The following is a 23,072-nucleotide window of genomic DNA, read 5'->3' on the forward strand; positions in this document are numbered from 1 at the left end:
CGAGTCCCTTGGACGGTCACCAGCATGGAACTCCTTACCGAGCACCGCCCGGTCAACGGGCCCGTCGTCTACGGCTTCCTGCGGCTGGTCGGCGTCTCTGTAGCCCGTCAAACGGCGTTACAGGCGTCACTGACGGAGTACTGCCGGATCCATGAGCTGCAGCTCTCCGGCGTCTTCAAGGACAGGCGCGCGACGACCGATCCGACCTCCACCGCCTTCACCGGTCTGCTGGACGCGCTGGCCCTTCCCGATGTCTACGGCGTCATCGTCCCCGCCCTGTCCCACCTGGGACCGAAGCACCTCGCCACCGAACGCACGCGCCGTATCGAGGCCACCGGCGCCCGCCTGCTGCTGGCCCGCCGTCCCCGCATCGGACCCGTCCACGTACCTCGCCACCAGATCGCCCACCGCCGCTTCCCCGCACCACTTCGCCCCCTGAGCACGGAGTCATGAGGCACCCCATGCCCGAGTCGCTTCAGCAGTTCTTCGACGCTCGACACCAGTCCGTCCGCAAGGCAAGGGAGTTCGCCACCCGGGCGCTGGACGGCTGGGGCCTGACGAGCCGCACCGAGGACATCCGCCTGTGCGTCTCCGAACTCGCCACGAACGCCGTCGTCCACGGCACCGCCCGCGGGCACGGCTTCCTCGTCCGGCTCGACATCGACGACAACTGCGTACGCCTGGAAGTGCACGACAGCCGTCGCCAGCAGCCCGTCGTACGCGAGCCGGCCGTCACAGACACCTCCGGGAGGGGCCTGATGTTAGTGGCCGCGCTCTCCGACGATTGGGGAGTGAAGGACCGTACCCCGCTCGGAAAGGTCATCTGGTCCTGCTTCAAGACCGCGGGCGACGACGCAACCCCGATCAGCCCTCCCGGCTCAGACCGCGACGACCGCCCTGTGGAGGTCCGATGACCACAACCGACACACCGGATCGGGCTGCGCCTGCCGCAGCAAGCACGCGTCTCGTGGCCAGCCCGTTCCTCGCCCAGCACCTCCTTCTTCAGCCAGGCCGTGCGGTCGGTGTGCGCATTCCTGAAATCCGCTACGAGGAGCTGCGCGCCGCGAGCCACGGGGGAGACCCCCTGCCCGCCTGGCTTGCCGATGCCGCGCGGCAGGCGTGGGGCATCGAACTGCCTGACGGGCCGGTCGGCGATCTCGTCCTCGTCCGCGAGCGTTCGCCGTACGGGTACGCGAAGGCATCCTGGGAGATCAACCTCGGCTGCGACTACGACTGCGAGTTCTGCTCCCTCGGCGAGAAGCGCTTCGAGGGCCTGGACTGGACGGGCAAACAGCAGCTCCTGCGGACGATGCGGGACGCGGGGGTGCTCTGGCTGCAGATCACGGGCGGCGAGGCACTGATCGACCGCGAGTTCGGCGCGGCCTACGAGTACGCCCACCAGCTCGGGATGATGGTGCAGGTCTCCTCGAACGGCTCGTCCCTGCGCAAGCAGCCCATCCGCGACATGTTCGCCCGCCACCGGCCCTACCGGCTCACCCTCAGCGTCTACGGCGCCAGCGCTGGCACGTACGACAAGGTCACCCGCAACCGCGGCGCGTTCGACCGGTTCATCCAGGGCCTCGACGCCACCCACCACGATCAGCTGCCGGTCCGGCTCAACGTGATCGTGTCCGACGACAACGCACACGAACTCGACGCCATGGTCGCCCTGTGCGAGCGCTATGGCTTCCCGCACCAGGTCTTCACCAACATGTCGCCGACCATCGACGGCGAGGCGAACCCACTGGCGACCCAGGCCGAGGGCCACATCAAGGCCCGCAGCGTCTTCGCCGGCTGCAACGCGGGCCGGACCTTCTTCCACGTGAACCCGCACGGGATCGCGTCCGTCTGCAAGGTCGGCCGCGACCCGAGCGTGAACCTCGTGACCGAGGGCGTCGCCGCCCTCCCCCGGCTCGGCGCCATCGCCGAGTCCCTACAGCTCCGCACCGGTGGATGCTCCGGCTGCACGAAGGTCGGCACCTGCCGTACCTGCCGGCCGCTGGCCAAGCTCTACCAGGAGGCGGGGGACCGTCGAGAGCTCTACTGCCAACACGGAGGCTACGGATCATGACCCCACCCACCACAACCCTCACCCCGCCACGCGAACCGGTGCTGCTCACCATCGGACGGCGCCCCACCGATGGTGCAACCGGCGCCCTGGCCGTGCCACTTCCGGCCGCAGCCATCCGTGACGACGAGGTCCAGATCATCGCCGACCTGGACGAGGCCGCCGAAGGCGCCGAGTGCAGCTGCTCGGCCGGCGACGACCAGCCGTACTAGACACACCGCAGGCGGGCGCCGCACCGCTCGCGTACGCGCCCCATGAGTGCCGCCCCGGTCATACCCTGTCTGGGGCGGCACTCCCTTGTCTCCGAGCCCCATGAGGAACCGCGCGTGTCCATGTCTCGCATTCCCTTCGAGCAGCTCCCCGCCGACGTCCGCCAAGCTGTCACCGACAAGACCGGCCCCGTGCATCAGGCGGTGACCATGACCGGCGGCATGAACTCCGGCGTCGCCTCCGTCCTGGAGACCGAGAGCGGTAGCGTTTTCGTGAAGGGCATCGCGAGTGATCATCCGCAGGTCGCAGCACAGCGCCGCGAGGCGGAGATCGCCCCCCACCTGCCCACGTCCTGTCCCCGCCTGTACTGGCACCTGGAAGTCGGTGGATGGAGCCTTCTCGGATACGAGGTCCTCAGCGGTCGCCACGCCGACTACAGCCCCAGCTCGGCCGACTTGGAGCTCGTAGAAGCCGCGCTCACCGAACTGCAACGGATCACCGTTCCGGCCGACATCGAGATCAAGGACGCGGTGGACCGCTGGGCGGACTACGCTCCGCCCGGAACGCTCCAGCACTTCACCGGCAACACCCTGCTGCACACCGATTTCGCACCGCACAATGTCCTGATCGCCGACGGGCGTGCCCGTCTCATCGACTGGGCGTGGCCTACGCGCGGGGCGGCGTGGATCGATCCAGGCGCCTTGGCGCTGAGGCTCATGGAGGCTGGCCACCCGGCGGAGGACGCGATCGTGTTCGCAGGCCGCTTCCCGTCGTGGCGGAACACCGATCCGGAGGCACTGGCGGCATTCGGTTCCGCATCTGCGGCGCTGTGGCGAGAAATCGCCCAGGAGGATCCAACGCCCTGGAAGCAGCGGATGGCCAAGCGGGCCGCTGCGTTCAGGCTCGTGCTCCTCAGCGGGTCCACGCCCGCCGTCGGATCTACCTCGTCTTGAACTCGATCTTTCCGGTACTCATGAGGAAGTTCCCACTCGAGTACAGCGAGGGTCGGGCCCCAACGTGGTTTCCGCTGTACTTCTCCACATGCCGGATCTCCACCCCGCCTGGACCATTGAATTCGATCAAGGCAATGGCGACCCAGCAGGACAGGTTTCGGTTGTTGAACAAGGGCACCGTCACCGCTGACCCGCGCCCATCCGTGACCACCACCTGAGCGCCGTACGACTTCCGGTCGCTTGCCTTCGCCTGAAGCAAGCAGTTCCTGGCTGCCTGCTTACGCGGTGGGTGGGATTCAGTGAAACGTCCAGGGGTGGCTAGCCCGCGGTGAGATCGCCGGAGAGGCTGATCTCGATGGGGCGCTTCAGCTTGCTGCCGTATTTCCAGTCCAGGACGCCGTCGTGTTGGAGGCGCCCGACGACGATGCCTGGGGCGATGCCAGCCCGGCGGGCGAAGGCTGTGATGTTGGTGAAGGGCATGGGGCGCTGGGCAAGTTGCTTGTAGGCGGCCGCGTGCTCGGGCGGGATGAGGGTTTCCCTGGCGAAGGCGTCTGCTTCGTCCTCGCTGCGGTCTCCTTCGGGGGTCGTGTCGTCGTCACGGCTTGTGTTGTCGATGAAAGTGAGGCGTTTGCCGTGCAGGAGGACATGGCCGAGCTCGTGGAACACGGTGAACCAGAAATGGTCGTCCTTCTTGAACCGGCCGCTGAGGGCGACTCCGACCTTTTCCGGGGTGAGCCATCGGGTGACGCCGGAGACGCGACTGTTGGGGGGCGCGGCAACGAACACCACCGCGACGCCGGCTCGGGCGCACAGGCGCGGGATTTCGGTGCGCCAGACGGCGGGTTCCTTGACGGTCAGGGCTCGCAGCTGGGGAAGTAGCTCAAGCAGGGCCGCGCGGTCGTAGGGTGCGCAGGGGATTTCGCGTGCTCTGAGTTCGGCCTGGCGCAGCCAGACGGCGGTGGCGTAGTCGTCCGGCGTGAGGACGGTGGAACGCCGGAAGGCAGTCCGGTAGCTGCCCCACACGTTCTCTGCAACCTCGGGGTCGGCGACCCCGAAGAACGCCAGCAGATGCTCGAGATTGTCCACCGTGCGCTCTTTGGTCGGCAGGATGCCCCGCTTGACCAACTCTTGCAGGGAGAAGCGGTCGAGCCAGTCGAGGCGGTGGCTGAGGGCTTCACGGCTCTGGGTGCGGCTGACATGGGTGCGCCAGGCGGCTTCCATCTGGTTCCACAGCGAAGCCGGGATTCCGACGGCCCGCTCCAGCAGAAGAGCAGTCTCGGGGGTGAGGACAGCGCTGCCCTGAACGATCTGGTTGACGTGCTTGGTCGACAGCCCGGTGCGGCGGGCAAGGTCCGCCTGGGGGATACCAAGGGCGTCGAGCTGTTCTTTCAGGGTGTCGCCCGGAGGCAGGACTTCATCCGGTGCGAACGGGTGCGGGGCGGAGGGCGGAGTCACGTGAGTGCCTCTCGGTCGGCGAGGCTGCGGGGCGGGCCTGGTGGCGGGATCAGGGGCGGTGGATCGCTGCGACGATCACAGCGCGTACGGCGTGCTCGTTGAGGGTGCCGTCGTCGAGGGTGCCGGGCGGGTCGTCGCGCGGGCGGACCACGAGATCGCCGTGATCACCGAGCGACACCAGCAGAGTGAAGCAGTCCCCGTTGGCTGCGGGCCGCAGCCGCGCGGCCGCAACGTGGCGCAGGTCAGCCAGGTGGTGGGCGGCCTCCATCTGGCCAAGACGCCGGAGCAGGGTGGTCGCCCCATCGGGGCCTAAACGGTCCCTGCGGGCAGGGCCACTGTTGCAGACACGGGCGAGCTCGGCGTCCTCGAAGACGATCTCCACCAGCGACCTCAGAATCCTTTTCCGTGTACCTACTGCTTCCATGCTATCCTCCCGATCAAGGTACACAAGATTTCATATACCTACTGGGTAAATGAAACTCTGGAGTAGGGTGTGGCGTGTGTTCCCGCAGGCCACCGCAGAAGATCGGAAGGACAGCCCATGGCAGGCAAGAGCAGCGCATCCAACGGCAAGCGGGGCCGCAGTGCCATCACGGGCCGGTTCGTGAAGCAGGCCACCGTGAAGCGGCACCCGAAGACAACGACCAACGAGAGCATCGGCAAGGGCGGCAGGAAGAAGTAGGCCGCCAGCCCCTCACGACGGACCTCGCATTGTCAGTGGTGTGAGGCAGGCTCAGCAGACCAATGCAGTCACGACCAGACCGGAGGGCCCGATGGCTCACCTCAAGCAGCAGTTCAAGGACGCGCTGAGCTCCATCGAGCCCGGCGACGACAAGACCAACGCGCCAGAGGCGCATCGCCTCGTCCGTGACGCCCTCAAGGCTGACTCCAAGCTCGCCGAGTACGGCGTCAGCCCGATCCTGATCGGCTCCTACAAGCGCAACGTGTCGATCCGCAGGATCAAGGACGTCGACGTGTTCGTGCGCCTGCCCGATGTTCCGAGCGACGTCACGTCGACGGACATCCTCGACAGGTTCTTCAAGGTCCTGCATGCAGAGTTCGGCACCGACGCCGACGGGCACCGGCGCACCAAGCGTCAGGACCGGAGCCTGCAGGTCTCCTTCCCGGAGTACGACCTCTACGTCGACGCGGTGCCCGCCCGCCCCTACGGCGACGGAACCTGGGAGATCCCCCAGAAGGGCGACGAGAACGAGTGGGTGCGCACCAACCCAGACGGGCTGACGGACCTCTCGAGCACGATGAACGCGGACCACGACGAGTACTACGTACCGACCGTCAAACTGCTTCGCCAGACTCGTCGCGCCCTGCTCGGCACGAAGAAGCCCGGCGGATTCTTCATTGAAATGGCCGCCTACCAGGCGTTCGACTCAGGCGCAGTCTCGGGCAACGACCAGGCGGAGTACTACGTCTCCGCTCTCCGGGAGGTCAGCAAGATCATAGAAAACTTCGTGACCTACGGCATCGCGGTGACCGACCCGACCCTGCCCGGACACACCATCCACATCCGGGCGACCGACGATGAACTGGACACCGCGCGTACGCGGTTCAACGACGCCGCGACGTCGGCAGAAGCTGCGCTCGCCGAGGAGGACGCGGGCAAGGCCGCGCTGGCGTTCCGGAAACTGCTGGGAAAGAACGGCGATGGAGATACGGTCTTCCCGATGCCCCCCGGCTTCAACGAGGACGGCAGCAAGAAGGCATCCGCGATCTCGCCCGGCGCCCGCGTCGTTCCTGCCGGCAAGAGGACCTTCGGGTGACCTCTGTCAGCTTCGACGAGTACGTCGCCTACGCGCGGCTGCACTTCGAGGAGGGCCTGATCCGCGCTGGGTTCCACGAGGTGGAAGCAGGGTGGGAAGGGCCTGTCCCGCACTTGGCGGGCACGACCCGTGTAGTGATCGACCTGCCGCCCCGCTTCCCGTTTCGACCGCCGAGGGTGGTGCCGGTCGATCACGACGCGGTGCCCTGGTCCTGGCACCGTGACTCGGACGGCGCGCTGTGCCTGGTTGCTGAAGAAGATCACGACGGGTTGTGGTGGATGGAGGCACCGGCGTTCCTCGAACACGTCACAGCATGGTTCGAACACGCGGACACCGGATGGACGGACGATCGGCCCGACCTCGACCTCGACCGGTACTTCCATCAGTCCGCGGACCGGCGCCTCTACCTCTACGACGACCTCGGGCAGTACCTCAACCGCTCCGTCCGCTTCAGCCCGGCCAGCAACAACACGATGCGGATCAGACACGGCATCCGTCCCAGGAAGGCCCTCAAGCACAGCAAGGACCGCTTTGGGTTCGTGGCAGATCTCGGCGAGGTCGACGTGCCGCCGCGAACCTGGGCAGACATCTGTGCGCGGCTCGGCTCGAACGCGGATCTGGAGCGCAGAATTCGCCAGCAGTCGGTCGCGGTCGTCGTGCTGGTTTACCGACGAGGCACTCACGAGGGCGCGCTCGTGCTGGACGTAACGCCCACGAAGGAGGGCGGCACGGCCGTCACACGTCTACGCTCAGGCGCAGACACCGAGGCCGCCCGGTCCGCTCGCGCAGGCGTCCTCGCTACCGAACTGTGTGAATCCAAGGTTGCCGTGGTCGGTGTCGGCGCTTTGGGCTCGTTCATCGCCGACATGCTGGTGCGCTCCGGTGTCCGTCACCTCACTCTCATCGACGATGATGTGGTCATGCCGGGAAACCTCGTCCGCCACCTCGTCGGCCCCGACGCAGTCGGACTGCCGAAAGCCGAAGCGGTCAAGCGACACCTCGTCAGGCACAACGAGGCGCCGGCCGCAGGCATCGACACCATTAATAGCGCCCTTACCTCGGGTGCCGACGCGGTCGACCATTTGCGGAACCACGACCTCGTCGTGAACGCCACCGCCGACTTCGTCACCACCGCGCTCCTGCATGTAAGCGCCCTGACAATGGGCACACGGGTCGTGTCCGCGGCGCTTCAAAACGACGGCAGGACCTATCGCATCGACGTACTGCCACCGATCGACGCCGCAGCACCGCTGCCGCCTTCGACGACCAGAGCCGGCACCGAGGCGCCGCAACTGTTCGAAGCAGGCTGCGGAAGCCCGATCTCCCCAACGCCGCCCCACGCGGTGATCGAGGCAGCAGCGGCAACCGTCCGCCACGCCGTCGGACTCCTCGTGGATCGCCCCCTCCATCCTGCAGGGGAAACGCGCCACCTCCACTCCGCGCCACAAGGGAGCCACCACCAGTGACCCGGCCGGCACCACGGATCGAGCTGCGCCAGGCGGCATACGAGGTCATCGCGTCCGCGACCGCGCAGCAGCTGCCGCGGGAAACGGGTGGCATCCTCCTCGGCTATCAGGAAGACGCCAACGTCGTTGTCACCCATGCCCTCGTGGTCGACGAACAAGGAGCGTCCACCCACAGGTACGTGCGCGATGACGTCAAGGCGAACACTCTGCTCGCAGAGTTCCTGGCCCAGCGAGCGGACGACGATCCAACCGGCTACGTCGGCGAGTGGCACAGCCATCCCGCACCGTCCGGACCGAGCCCGACGGACCTTGCCGCGATGCGGGCAATGGCCCGGGAGTACGACGGCCCGATCGCGCTCCTCGTTTACGCTCCCGGCGGGACGGACCCCTTCTCCGGACTGATCACCCGGCGCCAACGATGGGGACGCGTCACCGGCAAGGCAGCAACGGTCCTTCCGCCACCACAGAGATTCAAGGAGCTGGGGCCACTGCCCAAGGGCGCAGTCCGGCCTGACGGTGCGGTGTTCATCTCCTACCGGCAGTCTGACGGGTCCCCGCAGGCCGAGTCGATTGAGAATCTGCTCAGGGCAGCCGGTCTCGTCGTGTGGAGAGACCATACCGACCTGCGCGCGGGCACAACGACCGATCGCCTCGAACAAGCCCTGACCCAAGGGCTTTCAGCAGCCGTGCTCGTCGTGACACCGGACATCGTCCACAGCGACATCGTCCGAGAACGTGAGCTGCCTCGGCTACTGCAACTGGACGAGGACCCCGCCTTCAGTCTGTGCATCGCGAACAAGACCGCCAGAGCGGGAAGCGACACACGGTGCGACTACGGCGCACCGGACCGACTCCTAAGACTCGCTCCCTCCCGGACCCTCGCCGACAAGAAGCAAAGCAACATGCTCCAGGCGTCCGGCGAGAGCGAGATAGTGCGCGACCTGCTGATGCACCGAGTCGAACAACGCAAGCCCGCCATTCACAGCCAGAACCGCGCCTTCACGATCCGAGTCCAGACCCGCCCCGCGCCCTTCGCCATGGACGCGGGCGAGGACGACCTGCACATCCGCATCAGGGCCGCCAGCGACGGGCGTCTGCCGCTGCGAGAGGGACTTCAGCTCCTGCAGACCACACTGCCCTTGACCAGCGACGCCGTCTATGCCGCCAGCGCGCAAACCGTACGCATCTTTGGCGGAGCTCACCTGTCGGTAGCCCTGGCCTTGGGGGCCGCCCTGCCCGAGACCAAGATCGGCAATGTCGAGGTGGTCGACACCCGCGGCGCTCAGTGGACGTCTGCAGAAAGTGGTGACGACCCACTGATCAGCGAACTTCATACGCAACCAGTTGACCTCGAACAAGCGCAGACACCCGACAGCCACGACCGCGTCGCGATCTTCCTCAGCCTGACTGCCAGTCCAGATCAGACCGCATTCGAGCAGCTCCTGCACGAGTCCAGCGACGGCTTCGCCGCGGCCGCCGTGATCTCCGTCGCCGGCGAAGACCGACTCGACCCGCGCGAGGCCGCACGCCTCAGCACGGCTGCCTCGCAACAGATCAAAGCTCTTGCCGCACACAGCGGCCGTGCGGAGGTGCATCTCGCTTTCCACGGCCCCTACACGATGGCTCTACTCGTAGGGCGATACCTCAACACACTGCGCACCGTCGTCTACGAGTGGGACGGTGCGACCCCTGGGAGGCCCCGCTACACCCCAGCTCTCGTGCTTGAGCCAGGTGTCAGCGGCGGACCGATCACAGAGGTCCTGCTCGCCCAATAGGCGTGGCGATGCACGCGCAGCATGCCAGCCGGTCTTACTCCGCCTGGCTGGAGCTGGAGCGGAGCGCCACGGGAATGTTGCTGAGCCAGGCAATGATCCGAATGAGGTTGATCGCGGCTCGAGTGAGCTGGTGCTGAAGGCTGGTATTGGCCATGCCGCAGAAGCGAGGTCTACGAAGACTCGATGGGTTGGTCCTCGTCCCAGTAGAGCCAGACAGGCCGGTCGTCGTCGATGTGGCCGTTCCGTTCTCCGTCTTGGCCGATCACCGCGAGGAAGCCGCACATCTTCACGGATTCGGACGTCATCCGATCCTTCTCGCGTCGGAACGCCGAGGACCGCGAAAGCCCGCGCCATCGCAGCGGGACGAGGAGTCCGCCGACGGCGAGTTGGTCCCACCAAGTTCCGGAGAGGTCCCACATGCCGACGGCGACGATCATGCGGCAGTAGGAACTGAACTCCTCGGCGCCTAGAGCACCGTCCCCCGTGACCACGCGAAGGTCACCGTATCGGTTCGCGTCCAGCATCGGGCGGGTGTAGGCGGTCACGTCGGGGGCAATGTCGCACGTGGGACCTGCCCGGAAGGTCCGGCGAGGTGTTTGAGCAGGGCATCGTTCACGCGCCCAGACCCTGCGCGGCCCAGGGCGGCTGCCTAACCTGGCGAGTCGCTAAAGCCGGTCCAGGTCCGCTCCTCGACGTCGTAGTCGATGTGTGAGACGTTCGGGACGAGGGCGGCAGGCTGCACCGCGATTATGCGGGACATAGGGGGCTTCCACCGCCCAGGCGAAGACCGTCGCCATCCGGAATGGCTGCCCGTCTCAGATGTCACTGGCCTGACTTTTAGCGTTTCTGCGTGCCGCGCGGTTCACGGGCACATTGCGTCTACGGTTTCCATCGAAGCGCCACTTCTGTGACTGCTGACGGGCCAGTGCGGTGAGCATGTCTGCGGCTTGCTTCGTCTCGTAATGGTTGATGCCGAGCACGTCGCGGCGAGCAACGAGCACCTTCCTCATCTCCGCACGGGCCACAGAGGGAAAGCCGAGGACCGCCCAACAGAATGCCCAGTTGTAGTGAGTGCGGAGGGTGGACGGGTGCCGCGCGCCCAGGTTGCGTTGCTCCTCATTGAGGATCCGGCGCCACCCTTGATGGGCTTCCACATGCTGGCCGCGCTGTGCCGCGATGTGCACCCTCTCGTGCCGGGTGGACAGTAGATCGGTGAGGCGACCTTGTAGTCCCTGTGTTTCGTACTCCGCTTCCACCTCGCTGAGGAGCGGCTCGGCCTGATCGACTTCCCCGATTTCCACCAGAATTTGACCCACCTGATGCCGGGTCTGTAGCGTTTTATAGTGATCTTTCCCTAGTAGATCCCGCTCGGCAAGCCAGATGTCCATGAGATCCGTGAAGGCCCTGATTGAGTTTCCCTGCAGGCTGTGGATGGACGCGATGTCATATCGAGTGACAAGGACTGACGGGTGCCAGGCAGGCAGGAAGGAGCGCTGCTGCCTCAGCACCTCCGACAGGACAGTAAGCGCCTGGTCGAGATGGCCGCGATGCCACAGAATGACGCCTAGTTCGTGGCGAATGATGGCCTGAGTGAAGGGCCCAGGCTCCAGGCGGTCCAAGGACTCGACGGCTCGACGAGAGTGATTTTCCGCCTCGTCTAGACGCCCTGACTGACGCAGAATGGTGGCGAAGTGATGATGGGCCTGCATGCCGAGGTACGGGAGATGCGGCTTATCGTCCATCTCCGCGCACAGTTCGCGTGCCATTTTCGCTCCCGACTCCAGGGAGCCAAGCTCCGAATGGATCGCGACGGCCAGCGCGCGGGCCACATGGAATTCGACGCTATCTGGTCCGCGCGAAGAGACGGCCAGGCGGCACGCGGCCGCAGACATGGTGTCGGCCTCATCCAAGCGTGACATGTTCCAGGCCCACTCCGCCGCGTTGAGTTCGACCAGATAACGGATTCGGTCATTGGGCGTGAAGGTGGCTAGTCGCGCACGAAGAGCCATAGCGCACTTGTGCGCGATGTCGTACCGGCCGACCATTCTCAGGTAACGGCTCAAGTACATGTGCGTATTAACGACGGTCTCGAACAATTCCTCGAGCGATGGGGGGAGTCGCCCGGCCACTGCCATCATGTGAGGAACCGCGAAGGGCCATTGGGCAGCGGCTTCTTGGTCCTCGGTGTCTCGCAGAGCCCCAAGGCAGCGGACTGCGGCGGCCCAAGTGCGGGCGCGGTGAGGGGACCGTTCCAGATGCACTGCGTTCACCTCGGCGACCAGCGGATGGACAATGACGCACCGGCGCCAGCTCATGTCACTCCTGCGGTGGTAGAACGCGTCGGCTTCCGCGGAGGGACCGTCGGAGTTCTCGTCTGCGACGTCGATCAAGCCGACGGCACTGAGAGCATTCAGCGCACGCTCCACGGCAACGCTGTCCCACCTGCCGGCTTCCAAGCGGTGGGTCCTTGCCAGCACTTTGGGCGACAGCAGGGCCACCGGTACTGGCCGGGATGCCCAACACGACAGGGTCCGCATGATCGGCCTGACCTGAGGTAAGCCCTGCTGTTCCAGCGCGTCCAGAGACACCTCCCAGGTCTGCATCACTAGGCTCCGGGCGTCTTCGATCGTGGACGAGTGCGGTGAAGTGGTGGCGGCCCGATCAACCACATTCGGGAAGTCACGGTCGAGCGCCTGACGGAAGGCTTTGAGGTCTTGGATGGGAGAGAAAGGCTGCGCCACGCAGAGTCCAGCAGCCCGCAACGCGAGGGGCACGCCGCCCAACCGCTCGGACAGTTCCCGTGCGGCGCCGCGCTCCGCAGGATCCGGTGCGGAACTGCCGGACAAAGCGAGCAGCATATCGGCGCCGTCTTCATGGTCAAGCGGGCCGAGCCTCTTCAACCGCGTACCGGGTGGCCAGACGTCCAGGTGCGCTTGGCGGGTGGTGACCAAAACCGCCCCGGACGCAGATGGCTCCAGCCAGTTGGGCCCCAAGTCCTGATGAAGCCGTGCGGGGTCGTCTGCATTATCGAAGACCAGCAGCCAGGGCTTCTCGCTGGCATGGAGGGCCTCCCAAGCAAGGTCCGCAGTATTCAGCCGATCCAGCAGTGTCTCGCCGCCCTCTGCACCCTGCGGGCAGAGCTTCGTTGCAATCTGCCGGAACGCTTCGCTTACCTCAGACCCGCCGGAAGCGTGAACCCACAGCACAGTCGCTCCGGCGCTCTGCGCGTAGTTAGCGAGGGTCAGAGCCAGAGCGGACTTCCCAATGCCGCCTAGGCCGCTGAGGACGGTAATGCAGCCCATCAGTGCTGCCAAGTCTCCGCCGCCCAGGTCGCGGAAGGCGGATTCTCGCCCGTGCAGTTGCGGCGGTCTGAGATTGACTGGTGGCCGCAGTGATACTGGAGGGGCACTGGGCGACTGCAAGCCGTTGAAGTGGACATTCACCGTCCCTGAGTCGAACACAAACTGGTCGCGACCCGCCTGAATGTTGGTGCCGCTCCCAGCGGACTCCGCGTTCTGCCTGATGTAGATGAGGCCGTCATCGCGATACCGCATTGCTCACTCCGCTTATCCGGCGCAGGACCCTGCAGGAGTCAGCCTCATAACCTGCGCCCTACTTGTTGACCAGTCACAGAGGTCAGTGACCAACGACGTTGTACTGGTCTCGCCCGGCCTGGAAGTTTGTGCCATGGTTAGCCTTGGCGGTCATCCGAATGGTCCTAGCTAGCAGTCGCTCCTGCACCGGATCGTCCGTGCTGACCGCAGCCAGCGCACGGCGCAGGGCAGCGGCGTCTGATTCGACGGACAGCAGTGGTGCGAGCCGCTGTTGCCAGGCATGTGCGAGATTCTGGACGGTCAGGGCATCTGATGCTCCCTGAATCAGGGTCGCTCGTGTCGCTTCCAGATCCGCAGCGATCGTCGCCATCTCGCCGGGGCGCAGACGGGCCCACAGTCCGAGAACAGCGCTTTTCGCGCTACTGAAAGCGGTCGACGCCATAAGGGCCACTACGGTGGTTCCCGCCGTTTGAATGAAAATGGACAGATCATCTTCCATAGCTAATCCCGGCGCTCGCTCTATACTGATCTTGCAGCATATTCTGATAGGCCGAAGCGGATTTTCTGGGCATTGCGTCATCTCGCGCCGTGTCGGCGCGGCCTGACGTTCACCCCGCTGTCGGCTCGTTGCCGGATCAGGGGGACGACTGTGAGGGCGTGCTAAGCACACCGCGCTGGTTCGGTGACTTGGCCTCCTCAGTCGGCGGGCGACGGTCATTCGCGATCACTGCGGTCACTGACCCGTGGACCGGATGGCTCGCTGGTGGTCCATTTGTGGTCGGTGTGATTCTCACAGCGGCCGGCAACTGCCTTTCATGCAGGTCACCATGCCTCGCCAACCTCGCTCCGTGGTTGCAGTCCTGGTTGCGTTCGCCGTCGTGCAAACTTGCTTGCGCTACGCAGCTCGGAACTAAGGCTTCGAAGGCAAAGCACTCCTCGCTGGGAGATTCCTGGGAGATGATCTTCTCCCAGAGGCCAACCGGAACCCTGCCGCACCATCTCAAAACACCTACCTGACCTGCACTTTTACAAGATTCGCAGGTGTCGATCCTCTTCGAACCTCATTCGGGACGAAGAGGTCGTGGGTTCAAATCCCGCCACCCCGACAGCTGAAACAGCAGATTAGGCACCGACTCACGTGAGTCGGTGCCTAATCTGTTTCTGCGTGTCGAAGATCCCGTCCATGACCACGCGCCGGTCTGGATCACGAGCCGGATCTGCTTCCGTCACATCTCCTCGGGCGGTCATGGCCCCGTACCCGAGTGCCCGACTGGCTGAGAGACTCCTACAGCGGGACGCCCCGGTCGGAGAGCAGCGAGCCGAAGCTGTGCCCAGTTCCCGAGGCGTCCGTCCGTCGGCGTTGGTCCCGTCGAGGCCCTTGCGCGCTTGGCGGAAGGCGCGGCGGGCGTTGGCGGCATCGAGCGGCTTGCCGACGGCCGAGGAGAAGGCGAGGCCGTGGTCCTCCCAGGTGTCATCGGCGGCGAGTCGATCCCAGTCCCGATCCTCGAACTTGCTGCCAGAGAGTTCCGACGCAGCGCGCCGGGACTTCCGGGTCGTGGTGTCTCCGCTCCTCCGGACCGAGCGCCACACGGCGATGTCCCTGGCATGCTGCTCCTGGAGGCCGCCCGTCAGGCCACCCTGGCCACGGCGCACCCACAGCCGAGTTCATCAGCGGTATGGACTCCGACTTCGTGAAGTACGCCGAGATGGACGCCCCCTGCCGACTGGAGCCGTGCCGACGGCGGAGCCCGGCCGGGTCCGGGTCGGCGCGCACCAGCACGGCCGGGAGATCTTCTCAGCCGTGGTCACGCCGGCCGCACGGCCCGCCCACTCCTCCCGCGCTGTCTGACGACCACGACCGCCACCCGCGCTGGCGGGGCACGGCCTGTGCGCGGGACTCGGTCCACCTCGGCAGCGGCGCTCGGGGCGAGCTACCCCGCGGACGAGTCGGTCCCCGTGGACAGGCCCGGCCCGGTGGACGGGTCGGCGGCGGTCCGTAGCGCCTCCAACAGCCTCCGCAGCGCGGGCTGTTCGAGTGCCGTCTCCCGTACAACGGCCGAGATGACCCGGAGCGGCTCGGGGTTACGGACCGGGCGCACGACGACACCGGGGTGCCGGTTGCGGAGTCCCAGCCTCGGCATCAGACCGACTCCGAGCCCGGCCGCGACGAATCCCTGGGCGGTGGCGTAGTCCTCGCTCCGGATCACGAAGTCCGGGCTGAAGCCCGCTGCCGCGCAGGAGTCGATCACCGGCTCCAGGCACGGGCCGGGCGGCTCACTGCCGACCCACTGTTCGCCGGAGAGCTCGTGCAGGTCGACGACCTCCCTGGCGGCAAGCACGTGACCGAGCGGCAGGACGGCGTCGTACGGATCGTCGAGGAGGTGGACGACCCGGAAGCCGGGGCCGACACGGTCCCGCGCCTGCACGACGACGGCCAGGTCGGTCCGGCCCGGCGCCACGTCGTGGAACGGCTCGTCCGCGTCGTTGAGTTCGAGGTCGATTCGGACGCCGGGATGCTCCGCCCGGACCCCGGCCAGAGCGGGCGCCACCAGCGTGGATCCCGCCGTGGCGAAGTAGCGGACCGCCAGACGGCCGGTCCGCCCGGCCCGGAGATCGGCGAGCGCCGTCTCGGCCTGGGAGACCGCCGCGCCGATCAGGGCCGCGTGCTCGGTCAGCAGCAGCCCCGCGGCCGTGGGGCGCACTCCCCGGCCGGCACGTTCGAGCAGGGGGGTGCCGGCCTGTTTCTCCAGGGCCGCCACCTGCTGACTGACGGCCGAAGGCGTGTAACCGAGATTGGCCGCGGCGGCGGTGACCGTGCCACTCGTGACCACCGCACGCAGGACTTGCAGTCGCCTCACATCGAGCATGTAGCACAGCTTAACAGAATGAGTAGAACCATTCGCTTGTCCGTAAGGCTCGGCTGAGGCACCTTCGAAGAGCGGGCACCGCCCCGCGACGACGGACGAACCCGGTGGAGGAAGCATCGTGAACAGCAGCGCACAGAGTCTGCGGGGCGGCCTGCGGGTGGCCGTGCTCGCCCTGCTCTGGGGTTCCACGTTCCTCTGGATCGAACTGGCACTGAGGGGGCTCTCACCGCTCCAGGTCACGTTCGTCCGGTGCGGGCTGGGAGCCCTCGTCCTCCTGGTCGCCTGCTACACGACGGGGCACCGGTTGCCCCGGGGCGCTGCCGTGTGGCGGCACATAGCGGTCGCGGCGTTCTTCTGCAATGCCCTCCCCTTCGCGCTGTTCAGCCTCGGTCAGCAGACCGTCGACTCCGGTCTCGCGGGCGCCCTCAACGCGACGACACCGCTCTGGTCGATCGCCCTCGGTCTGGCTCTCGGCTCGGAGCGGGGAATCCACCGGGTGCGGCTGACCGGTCTGCTGCTCGGCTTCGCGGGCACGATCGTCATCTTCGCCCCCTGGCAGACCACCGGCGGCGCCGGCTGGGGCGCCCTCGCCATCCTCGGCGCGGCCGCCAGTTACGCTGTCGCGTTCACCTACATGGGCCGCACGCTGGTCCGCAAGGGGACTCCGACCATCTCGCTCTCCGCGGCCCAACTCCTCGCCGCCACCGGGCTGACCAGCGTCGCGATGCCCGTCGGCGGGCTGGAGCGGATCCACCCCAGCCTCACGGTGGTGACGGCCGCCGTCGCCCTCAGCGTCCTCTGCACCGCGATCACCTTCCATCTCACCTACCGGATCATCAACGACGAGGGGGCCACCAACGCCGCCGTGGTCGGCTATCTGCTGCCCGTCGTCTCCGTGCTGCTCGGCGCCGTCGTCCTCGGCGAGGACCTCGGTATGCGGGTGGTGCTGGGTATGGCCGTCGTCCTGCTGGGGGTGTGGATGACTCGGCGGCCCGCCCCGGCGAACACCGGGAAGCCGGCACGCGGGGAAGCGGACTCCGCGGAACCTGCCGTCGGCGAACCCGGTCCCGCGGGCCGCGCAGCGGTCGCCGGGGTCCTGGCGGGTGCCGCCCCCGCCCCGGCGGCCACCACCTTGCCGGGGGAAGCCCGATGAGCGCCCGAGCACCGGAGCACCGGCTGTGGTCGGCACACCGCGACCTGATCGGAACGGCGGTTCGCACCGACCTCACCCACCCCTTCCGGCCGGGGCAGCCGCACTTCCCGGGGTTCGGGGACGAGCGGCGCGAGACGGTGTTCAGCCTGGAAGGGAGGCGACGGCTTCACCGTGCACCGCTACACACTGGGAAGGTACCCCCTCCAGCGCGACGTCCCGGTCGGAGAGCAGCGAGCCGAAGCTGTGCCCGGCTCCCGAGGCGTCCGTCCGTCGGCTTTATCCCGCTACGACAGAGGACGGCTGACTTGCGGTCAGGAGGTCCGCCACGAATTGCTTGACCATCAGCAGGGGTCGCACCTCTCCGGCGACAGCTCACGCGTGCTCAGCAGCACCGATACGGCGTCAGCGACTTGGCAGCGCTGGGTGCAGGCTCTAGCCATGCCGATCTGGAATCGCGTCTACCACTCTGCGGGCAGGCCCGAGCGCGACGACCACTTCGTGCAAGCCGACGTTGGTGGGCCCGAACACGGTGTTGTAGTCGCTGACATCGTCACCGACCTGTTTCGACCATGGCGCGAGCGTAGCGGAAGAATCCGTAACGCTTCATCGGCCAAGCCTGCTGTGAGACGAAGGGTGATGTGACACCGGGGCCGGCTGCCATCGGCGGCCGGTGCCGTGTTGTTCAGGTCGCGTCCTCCCACACCGCTTGCAGATCAGCGCACCGGACGGTGATCGACGCATCGGTGAGTGCGATCTCGTGCCGGCAACCGCCGTCCTCCTCGGGAAGGATCTCATCGAGAAGCACGGCGTCGGCGCTCATCCAGTCGATGGAGTTCTCATAGTCGATGGAGAAATGCGTCACGCCCGAATAGCTGATGCGCAGTCCGGAGTCGTGCTTGAACTGATTGGGCGTGAAGTCCAGGACCAGCCCGCCGCTCTTGTCGGTGGTGACGTGCACTTGGGCCAGTTCCAGGTCCTTGACACAACGGGTGGCACCCGCGATGTCGTAGTGGCCCGGATCGGTGGCGAAGGATCGGGCGCCCGGTGGCAGGTCGGGGCCAAGCCGCGGCAGCTCGGCGAGATAGGCCGTCGGATCCACCTCGAACCCGCCGTCGTCCCAGACTGCCTTGACGTACTTCATTTGCACCCTTCCGCGGCAAGAGGCGGTCGCCTCCATTTGTCTCCGGTGATGTCCTCGGTCCCTTTGTCGCCGATGCGACCGACTTTCCGCAATTCGTAAATCATCCGGCCCTTGATGGCGTTCTCCACCCCAGGCGGCACTTCTACTTCCGAGGCCTTGATCCCGTGCTTGTTGAACCACCCGTTGCTGTTGAACAGCCCAACCTCACGACCGGACTTGTCGTAGACGTGGATTTCCACGTCCCTTCCCTTGTTGCTCACCGGGAAGATGTCGCGTCGGCCTGTGTACCCCTGGCCGAAGTCCAGCGGGTTCTTCGGGCCCTTCCCGGCAAGGCCGAGATGGTCGCTCCAGCCCAGCGGGTTCGGGACGTAGGCGTGGTGATCGGGCGCCGGAACGAGACCCAGCGGGTCTGCGCTGACGTATCGCGCTGTCTCCGGGTCGTAGTACCGGTGGACGTTGTAGTGCAGGCCCGATTCGGAATCGGCGTACTGCCCCGGGAAACGCAAGGGACAGTCCACTCGTGGACCAGCCTCCTCCGGGGAGGGGAAGCGAGTCCCCCACAGGCCCGTACGGCGCTGCCAGACAAGATCTCCCGTAGCGGTGACCAATTCCATGGGCGTACCCACGACGTCGGTGACGACGGCGTACAGCCGGGCTCCCCGCTCCGGGTCCGACTCTTCCGCCAGCTGCGCCAGAGAAGAAGGATTGGCGGCCGTCGCGGTCGGTTTGTGGCACGTCTGGGCGACCGGACGAGGACCGTCCGGTGCGTAGTCCCAGGTGGTCACCCAGCCGTCCGGCGTGGTCTGCTCGGCCAGGGACAGGTCGTCCCAGGCGAAGTCCGTGCGGTCGGCCACAGAGCCGTCGGCGGCCACGCGGTGCTTGGAGAGGCGTCGGCCGAGCGGATCGTAGGCGTACCGCCATTGACTGCCGTCCGGGGCGACGACGCCCGTGAGACGGTCCTCAGCGTTCCACGCGTACCTCCAGACACGAGTCTGGCCGTTCAGGAGCTTGCGGGTCCTGCGGATGAGACGGCCTTCAGCGTCGTGTTCGTACGAGGTGCGACCGGCCGCGCGGATGAGCGTGCCCTCGAACCGGCGTTCACCATCCGCCTGGTGGTACGGCGATGTGGCGTGCACGAGGTTGCCCGCAGGATCGTAGGCGTAGTTCTCGCTCCAGCCGTGGGCGCGGACCGCGGTAACCCGGCCCATGTCGTCCAGTTCGAAGCGGCGGGTTCCAGAAGTCAGCTCCCGGATCTCGGTCACGTAGCCGTCGGCCCGGTGCGCGTACGTCCGGTGCTGCAGGACTCTGTCTGCGGCTGTGAGGCTCTGCTTGGTCAGCAGCCCCGTCGCGCTCCAGCTCTGCGAGAGCGACACCTCCGTACCGTGGCTTCGCCGCGTCTCGCGGCCGACGGCATCGTGGGCGAAGTCCAGTGCTCCTGCGCACGAACGCAGGGCGAGAGGGCGCCCTGCGGGATCGTAGCTCCATTCCGAGGCCACTCCGGAGGGCGTCACCCGCCGAGTGCGGCGACCGGCGGCATCGTGGACGTAAGTGGTCGTCCGACCGTTCAGGGTCTCCGAAAGGATCCTGCCGAGCGCGTCCCGTTCGTAGATCAGCTCGGCGTCCCCATTCGCCGCACGGCACAGCTCACCGCCGGGGCCGTAGGCGAAGGTCGTCAGCTCTCCCGCCTTCGAGTGCTGCTCCACGATCCGCCCGAGCCGGTCCCTCGCGAAGCGCAGCGTCTCTCCGGCGCCGTTGGTGCGGTCGACCAGACGCCCGTTGCCGTCGTGGGTGTAGAGGTGGGTTCGGCCGTTGAAGTCCGTCTCCGCCGCCAGCCTGCCTGCCTCGTCATAGGTGTATGACCAGGTCAGGCCTTGCGGGTTTGTGACTGTCGCCAGACGGAGCTCCGTGTCGTAGCGGAACTCGTACCGTGCTCCGTCCGGGTCCGTGCGTGCGGCCGGCACACTGAAGTGACCCGCGGCGTGTTGCGTGGTGTTCCCGACGGTGTCCGAGTGGGTGAGCAGGTTGCCCTCGGCGTCCCAAGTCCAGGACTCCTCCGTACCGTCGGCCAGACGACGCCACGACAGCTTGCCTTCCGTGGTCCAGCCCAGACGAGTGACGTGGCCGAGAGGGTCGGTGACCTCGATGACCCTGCCGAACGAGTCGCGGCGGACCACCGTCGTGTGACCGAGTTCGTTCGTCAGAGCGAGCGGAAGACCCGCCGCGTCGTACGTCACTTCGCGGGTGTGGCCGAGCACGTCGGTGATCGCCTTCGGGCGCCCCGTGTCGTCGTACTCATACCGTGTTTCGGCGTTGAGCGGATCAACGGTGTGCAGGAGATTGCCGCGGTCGTCGTATGTGTGCCGCCAGATCGCGCCGCCCGGCTCGGTCACCTCGGTCGGCAGTCCGATTGCGTTGTACGTGGCTCGTGCGACCGAGCCGTCGGGCAGGACCAGTTGGGTGAGATCGCCGGTGTCGTCGTAGGTGTAGCGGGTGGTGTGGCCGAGCGCGTCGGTGATCGTCAGTGGTTGGTCGCCGTATTCGTCCCATTCGGTGCGGGTGGTGTGTCCCAGGGGGTCGGTCTCCTCGATCACCAGCCCGTTGGTGTTGTGGCGGTGGGTCGAGGTGTGGCCCTGGGAGTCGGTGTACGTCGTTGTGCGGGTGGTGTCGTCGTAGGTGAGGGTGCCGGAGAGGATGCCGTCGATGCCCTCGGTGCGGGTGACGCGGCCCCGGTCGTCGTAGGTGTAGGAGAACCAGGTGCCGTTGCGGTCGGTCCAGCGGGTGACGCGGCCCTCGGTGTCGTAGCTGAAACGCAGGGGTTTGCCGCTGGAGTTGATGACCTCGGTGAGGTTGCCGGCACTGTCGTAGGCGTAGCGCATGACGACGGTGCCCTCGTCGGGCGGGGTGTGCGGGTGGTAGCGGGAGGGGGGTTCGTCCAGGAGGCGCAGGGCGGTGACGCGGGGGCCGTGGGTGTCGACGGCGAGGTAGTAGCCGCCGGAGTGGCGGATGCCGAACGGGATGCCCTGGTCGTCGCGTTCGATGTCGACGCGGTGGGCGTTGCGGTCGCTCCAGGAGTCCAGGGCCAGGTGGAAGACGCCGAAGGTGGGGGAGGGGACGGGGGCGGCGAAGGTGCGGGTCACGCCGGTGGCCGGGTCGGTGACCGTCATGGCGCTGTCGGGCTTGCCGTCCCACTCCAGTGGCCAGCGCGGGCCTTTGACGGGGAGGGTCGGCACGCCCGGTTCCGGTACCGGGTAGACCAGGCGCATGCCGTCGGAGGCGGCGAAGACGACGCCCTCCCCGTCGATCTGGAGGCATTCGTCCAGGAGGGAGGTCCAGGTCGGGCCGAAGCAGACGCCACCGCGGTAGGAGGAGAGGTGGGTGCGGGTGAACTCCAGGGGCAGGCTGCCCGGCAGGGACAGGTCCGTCTGCGTCATCAGCATCGCGCCGGTCGCCACGTCGATCGGCTCGCCCACGCACGGGGTGCGCTCGCCGTTGCGGGCCGCCGGGCCCAGTTCGACCAGGTCCGGGCGGAGGGCGGGCGGGCGCAGCAGGAGCGGGGTGGTGTCGGTGAGGCCGCCTTCCATGCTCGCCTTGAGCAGGCCTCCGCCCGCGCCCAGCGCGCCGCCGAAGATCATGCCGTCCTTGGCGGCCTGGTTGACCTCGTCCAGGCTGAGGCCCTTCTGGAGTCCGGTCACGATCTTCAGCGGCTGGGCCACGGCGAGGTCCACGGTGACCGACTCGACCCCGCCGAACGCGGCGGCGACGAGGGTGCCGCCGGCGATCTCGGCGACCGTGGTGGTGACCGCGACGCCCATCGTGGCGCCGAACTCGATGACCGCGTCCGCCGCCGCGACGGCCGCTCCCGAGGCCAGGCCCGCGGTGAAGAAGGCCAGCGCCACGCCGCCGGCTATCACCGCCGCGTCGATCCCGATCTGCGTCCACAGCTTGTTGACCGCGTCGTCGATGGCGTCGGCGAACTTGTCGAGGGCCTTGGCCATCCCCCGTGCCGAGTCCGCCAGGCTCTTCAGCCAGCCGCCGCCCTGGTCCTTGGCGTAGCGGCCCCAGAACTTGTCGAACGCCTCGACCGACTCACCGGTGTTGTGGTGGATGATCGAGGACGCGCTGCGGTGCACGGGAGAGCGGACGTCGTCCACGGAGTCGGCGAAAGTACGCCAGGCCTTCGCCGCGTCCCGCAGCTTGTCGGAGTCGGCCTCGGGCCACCACAGACCCATCTTGAGCAGGATGTGGCGGGCTTTGTCCTCAACGCTCACCGGCACCGTCACTCTGCTGCTTGCCGGCCTTCACTTCGGTGAACATCCCGGCGATCAACTGGTCGTTGTCGACCTGCCCGTCCGACAGGTCGACCAGGGCCTCGTGAATGCTCGTCAGCCCGAGCACCAGGACGCCCGCCGCACTCTCGATCTTCTTCTGCTGCGGCTTGTAGGCCTTGCCGAACTGGTCGCCCTGTTCGTCATGGCCCCAGGGCTCACCGAGGCCGTCGAGGGTCTTCACCAGGGTGGTCAGCGCCTTGCTCAGGTCGACGGCCCCCTGGTGGAAGGCCGGAGCCGCCGCCTTGATGTCGGCGGTCCTGATGTCCAGTACCTTGCCGGGGACCTTGCCGTCACCCATCCATGAACCCCCGTTCGCAGTCGCGC

20 protein-coding genes and 1 pseudogene are annotated in these 23,072 nt (G+C 67.0%); 11 read left to right on the top strand and 10 right to left on the bottom strand.

Features of this window, described 5'->3' with window-relative positions; genetic code table 11:
- The first annotated feature begins 24 nt into the window (after positions 1–24).
- The 5 genes from NX794_RS07975 to NX794_RS07995 all read left to right on the top strand — a co-directional run bounded on the left by NX794_RS07975 (position 25) and on the right by NX794_RS07995 (position 3,231).
- Positions 25–453, top strand: a complete 429-nt coding sequence (locus tag NX794_RS07975; protein ID WP_258777535.1) for a hypothetical protein — start codon at positions 25–27, stop codon at positions 451–453.
- A gap of 8 nt (positions 454–461) precedes the next feature.
- Entirely contained in the window at positions 462–914 is a 453-nt protein-coding gene (locus NX794_RS07980) for an ATP-binding protein (protein WP_258777536.1), read from the top strand.
- A gap of 53 nt (positions 915–967) precedes the next feature.
- The gene (locus tag NX794_RS07985; RefSeq protein WP_428985866.1) at positions 968–2,071 is read left to right on the top strand and encodes a radical SAM protein; all 1,104 of its coding nucleotides are present in this window, start codon (positions 968–970) and stop codon (positions 2,069–2,071) included.
- Complete coding sequence (locus NX794_RS07990) at positions 2,068–2,280, top strand: hypothetical protein (protein WP_244451822.1); 213 nt, start codon at positions 2,068–2,070, stop codon at positions 2,278–2,280. Before NX794_RS07985 ends, NX794_RS07990 begins: the two co-directional genes overlap by 4 nt.
- A gap of 120 nt (positions 2,281–2,400) precedes the next feature.
- Entirely contained in the window at positions 2,401–3,231 is an 831-nt protein-coding gene (locus tag NX794_RS07995; RefSeq protein WP_258777538.1) for an aminoglycoside phosphotransferase, read from the top strand.
- A 318-nt stretch (positions 3,232–3,549) separates the two neighbouring features.
- On the opposite strand, the gene NX794_RS08000 is transcribed toward NX794_RS07995, so the two are convergent.
- Positions 3,550–4,686, bottom strand: coding sequence for an ImmA/IrrE family metallo-endopeptidase (locus NX794_RS08000; protein ID WP_258777539.1), 1,137 nt, complete (start codon positions 4,684–4,686; stop codon positions 3,550–3,552).
- A gap of 49 nt (positions 4,687–4,735) precedes the next feature.
- On the bottom strand, positions 4,736–5,068 hold the full coding sequence (locus tag NX794_RS08005) for a hypothetical protein (RefSeq protein ID WP_258777540.1): 333 nt from the start codon (positions 5,066–5,068) through the stop codon (positions 4,736–4,738).
- 159 nt (positions 5,069–5,227) lie between these two features.
- On the opposite strand from NX794_RS08005, the gene NX794_RS08010 reads away from it, so the two are divergent.
- The 4 genes from NX794_RS08010 to NX794_RS08025 all read left to right on the top strand — a co-directional run bounded on the left by NX794_RS08010 (position 5,228) and on the right by NX794_RS08025 (position 9,705).
- Positions 5,228–5,368 carry a hypothetical protein gene (locus NX794_RS08010; RefSeq protein ID WP_219688541.1) on the top strand — a complete coding sequence of 47 codons (141 nt, stop codon included), beginning with the start codon at positions 5,228–5,230 and terminating at the stop codon, positions 5,366–5,368.
- A gap of 91 nt (positions 5,369–5,459) precedes the next feature.
- Positions 5,460–6,464, top strand: a complete 1,005-nt coding sequence (locus NX794_RS08015) for a nucleotidyltransferase domain-containing protein (RefSeq protein WP_258777541.1) — start codon at positions 5,460–5,462, stop codon at positions 6,462–6,464.
- A complete protein-coding gene (locus NX794_RS08020) occupies positions 6,461–7,930 on the top strand; it encodes a ThiF family adenylyltransferase (protein ID WP_258777542.1) in 1,470 nt (489 codons plus the stop codon). Before NX794_RS08015 ends, NX794_RS08020 begins: the two co-directional genes overlap by 4 nt.
- Positions 7,927–9,705 carry an SAVED domain-containing protein gene (locus tag NX794_RS08025; protein ID WP_258777544.1) on the top strand — a complete coding sequence of 593 codons (1,779 nt, stop codon included), beginning with the start codon at positions 7,927–7,929 and terminating at the stop codon, positions 9,703–9,705. The genes NX794_RS08020 and NX794_RS08025 overlap by 4 nt, the downstream gene beginning before the upstream one ends.
- A 170-nt stretch (positions 9,706–9,875) precedes the next feature.
- Here the strand turns inward: NX794_RS08025 and NX794_RS08030 are convergent, their stop codons facing one another.
- From NX794_RS08030 to NX794_RS08045, 4 genes and pseudogenes are all read right to left on the bottom strand, one after another.
- Positions 9,876–10,250, bottom strand: coding sequence for a class I SAM-dependent methyltransferase (locus NX794_RS08030; protein ID WP_258777545.1), 375 nt, complete (start codon positions 10,248–10,250; stop codon positions 9,876–9,878).
- 270 nt (positions 10,251–10,520) lie between these two features.
- On the bottom strand, positions 10,521–13,259 hold the full coding sequence (locus tag NX794_RS08035) for a tetratricopeptide repeat protein (RefSeq protein WP_258777546.1): 2,739 nt from the start codon (positions 13,257–13,259) through the stop codon (positions 10,521–10,523).
- A gap of 82 nt (positions 13,260–13,341) precedes the next feature.
- Positions 13,342–13,758, bottom strand: coding sequence for a hypothetical protein (locus tag NX794_RS08040; RefSeq protein WP_258777547.1), 417 nt, complete (start codon positions 13,756–13,758; stop codon positions 13,342–13,344).
- Between the two features lie 635 nt (positions 13,759–14,393).
- Positions 14,394–14,855 (bottom strand): annotated as a pseudogene (locus NX794_RS08045) (site-specific integrase); the annotation flags it as partial.
- 9 nt (positions 14,856–14,864) lie between these two features.
- Here NX794_RS08045 and NX794_RS36045 point away from each other — a divergent pair.
- Positions 14,865–14,954 carry a hypothetical protein gene (locus NX794_RS36045; RefSeq protein WP_428985867.1) on the top strand — a complete coding sequence of 30 codons (90 nt, stop codon included), beginning with the start codon at positions 14,865–14,867 and terminating at the stop codon, positions 14,952–14,954.
- Positions 14,955–15,190: 236 nt separating this feature from the next.
- Here the strand turns inward: NX794_RS36045 and NX794_RS08050 are convergent, their stop codons facing one another.
- Complete coding sequence (locus NX794_RS08050) at positions 15,191–16,126, bottom strand: LysR family transcriptional regulator (protein WP_258777548.1); 936 nt, start codon at positions 16,124–16,126, stop codon at positions 15,191–15,193.
- A 118-nt stretch (positions 16,127–16,244) separates the two neighbouring features.
- On the opposite strand from NX794_RS08050, the gene NX794_RS08055 reads away from it, so the two are divergent.
- On the top strand, positions 16,245–17,279 hold the full coding sequence (locus tag NX794_RS08055; RefSeq protein ID WP_258777549.1) for a DMT family transporter: 1,035 nt from the start codon (positions 16,245–16,247) through the stop codon (positions 17,277–17,279).
- 682 nt (positions 17,280–17,961) lie between these two features.
- Here the strand turns inward: NX794_RS08055 and NX794_RS08060 are convergent.
- From NX794_RS08060 to NX794_RS08070, 3 genes are read right to left on the bottom strand one after another with little or no spacing between them, the layout of a single operon-like run.
- Positions 17,962–18,420: a hypothetical protein gene (locus NX794_RS08060; protein WP_258777550.1), complete on the bottom strand. Its 459-nt coding sequence runs from the start codon at positions 18,418–18,420 to the stop codon at positions 17,962–17,964.
- On the bottom strand, positions 18,417–22,688 hold the full coding sequence (locus NX794_RS08065; RefSeq protein ID WP_258777551.1) for a DUF6531 domain-containing protein: 4,272 nt from the start codon (positions 22,686–22,688) through the stop codon (positions 18,417–18,419). Before NX794_RS08065 ends, NX794_RS08060 begins: the two co-directional genes overlap by 4 nt.
- A complete protein-coding gene (locus NX794_RS08070) occupies positions 22,678–23,046 on the bottom strand; it encodes a hypothetical protein (RefSeq protein ID WP_258777552.1) in 369 nt (122 codons plus the stop codon). The genes NX794_RS08065 and NX794_RS08070 overlap by 11 nt, the downstream gene beginning before the upstream one ends.
- Positions 23,047–23,072 lie beyond the last annotated feature (26 nt).

Origin of the sequence: Streptomyces pyxinicus, assembly GCF_024753135.1 — a bacterium.
In the GTDB taxonomy this organism is placed as follows: Bacteria; Actinomycetota; Actinomycetes; order Streptomycetales; family Streptomycetaceae; genus Streptomyces; species Streptomyces pyxinicus.

Excerpts from the sequence above, each read along its gene's own strand:
- NX794_RS07975 (WP_258777535.1), top strand. The coding sequence starts at position 25 with ATGGAACTCCTTACCGAGCACCGCCCGGTCAACGGGCCCGTCGTCTAC.
- NX794_RS07980 (WP_258777536.1), top strand. The coding sequence starts at position 462 with ATGCCCGAGTCGCTTCAGCAGTTCTTCGACGCTCGACACCAGTCCGTC.
- NX794_RS07990 (WP_244451822.1), top strand. The coding sequence starts at position 2,068 with ATGACCCCACCCACCACAACCCTCACCCCGCCACGCGAACCGGTGCTG.
- NX794_RS07995 (WP_258777538.1), top strand. The coding sequence starts at position 2,401 with ATGTCTCGCATTCCCTTCGAGCAGCTCCCCGCCGACGTCCGCCAAGCT.
- NX794_RS08010 (WP_219688541.1), top strand. The coding sequence starts at position 5,228 with ATGGCAGGCAAGAGCAGCGCATCCAACGGCAAGCGGGGCCGCAGTGCC.
- NX794_RS08015 (WP_258777541.1), top strand. The coding sequence starts at position 5,460 with ATGGCTCACCTCAAGCAGCAGTTCAAGGACGCGCTGAGCTCCATCGAG.
- NX794_RS08035 (WP_258777546.1), bottom strand. The coding sequence starts at position 13,259 with ATGCGGTATCGCGATGACGGCCTCATCTACATCAGGCAGAACGCGGAG.
- NX794_RS08040 (WP_258777547.1), bottom strand. The coding sequence starts at position 13,758 with ATGGAAGATGATCTGTCCATTTTCATTCAAACGGCGGGAACCACCGTA.
- NX794_RS36045 (WP_428985867.1), top strand. The coding sequence starts at position 14,865 with ATGCTGCTCCTGGAGGCCGCCCGTCAGGCCACCCTGGCCACGGCGCAC.
- NX794_RS08050 (WP_258777548.1), bottom strand. The coding sequence starts at position 16,126 with ATGCTCGATGTGAGGCGACTGCAAGTCCTGCGTGCGGTGGTCACGAGT.
- NX794_RS08060 (WP_258777550.1), bottom strand. The coding sequence starts at position 18,420 with ATGAAGTACGTCAAGGCAGTCTGGGACGACGGCGGGTTCGAGGTGGAT.
- NX794_RS08070 (WP_258777552.1), bottom strand. The coding sequence starts at position 23,046 with ATGGGTGACGGCAAGGTCCCCGGCAAGGTACTGGACATCAGGACCGCC.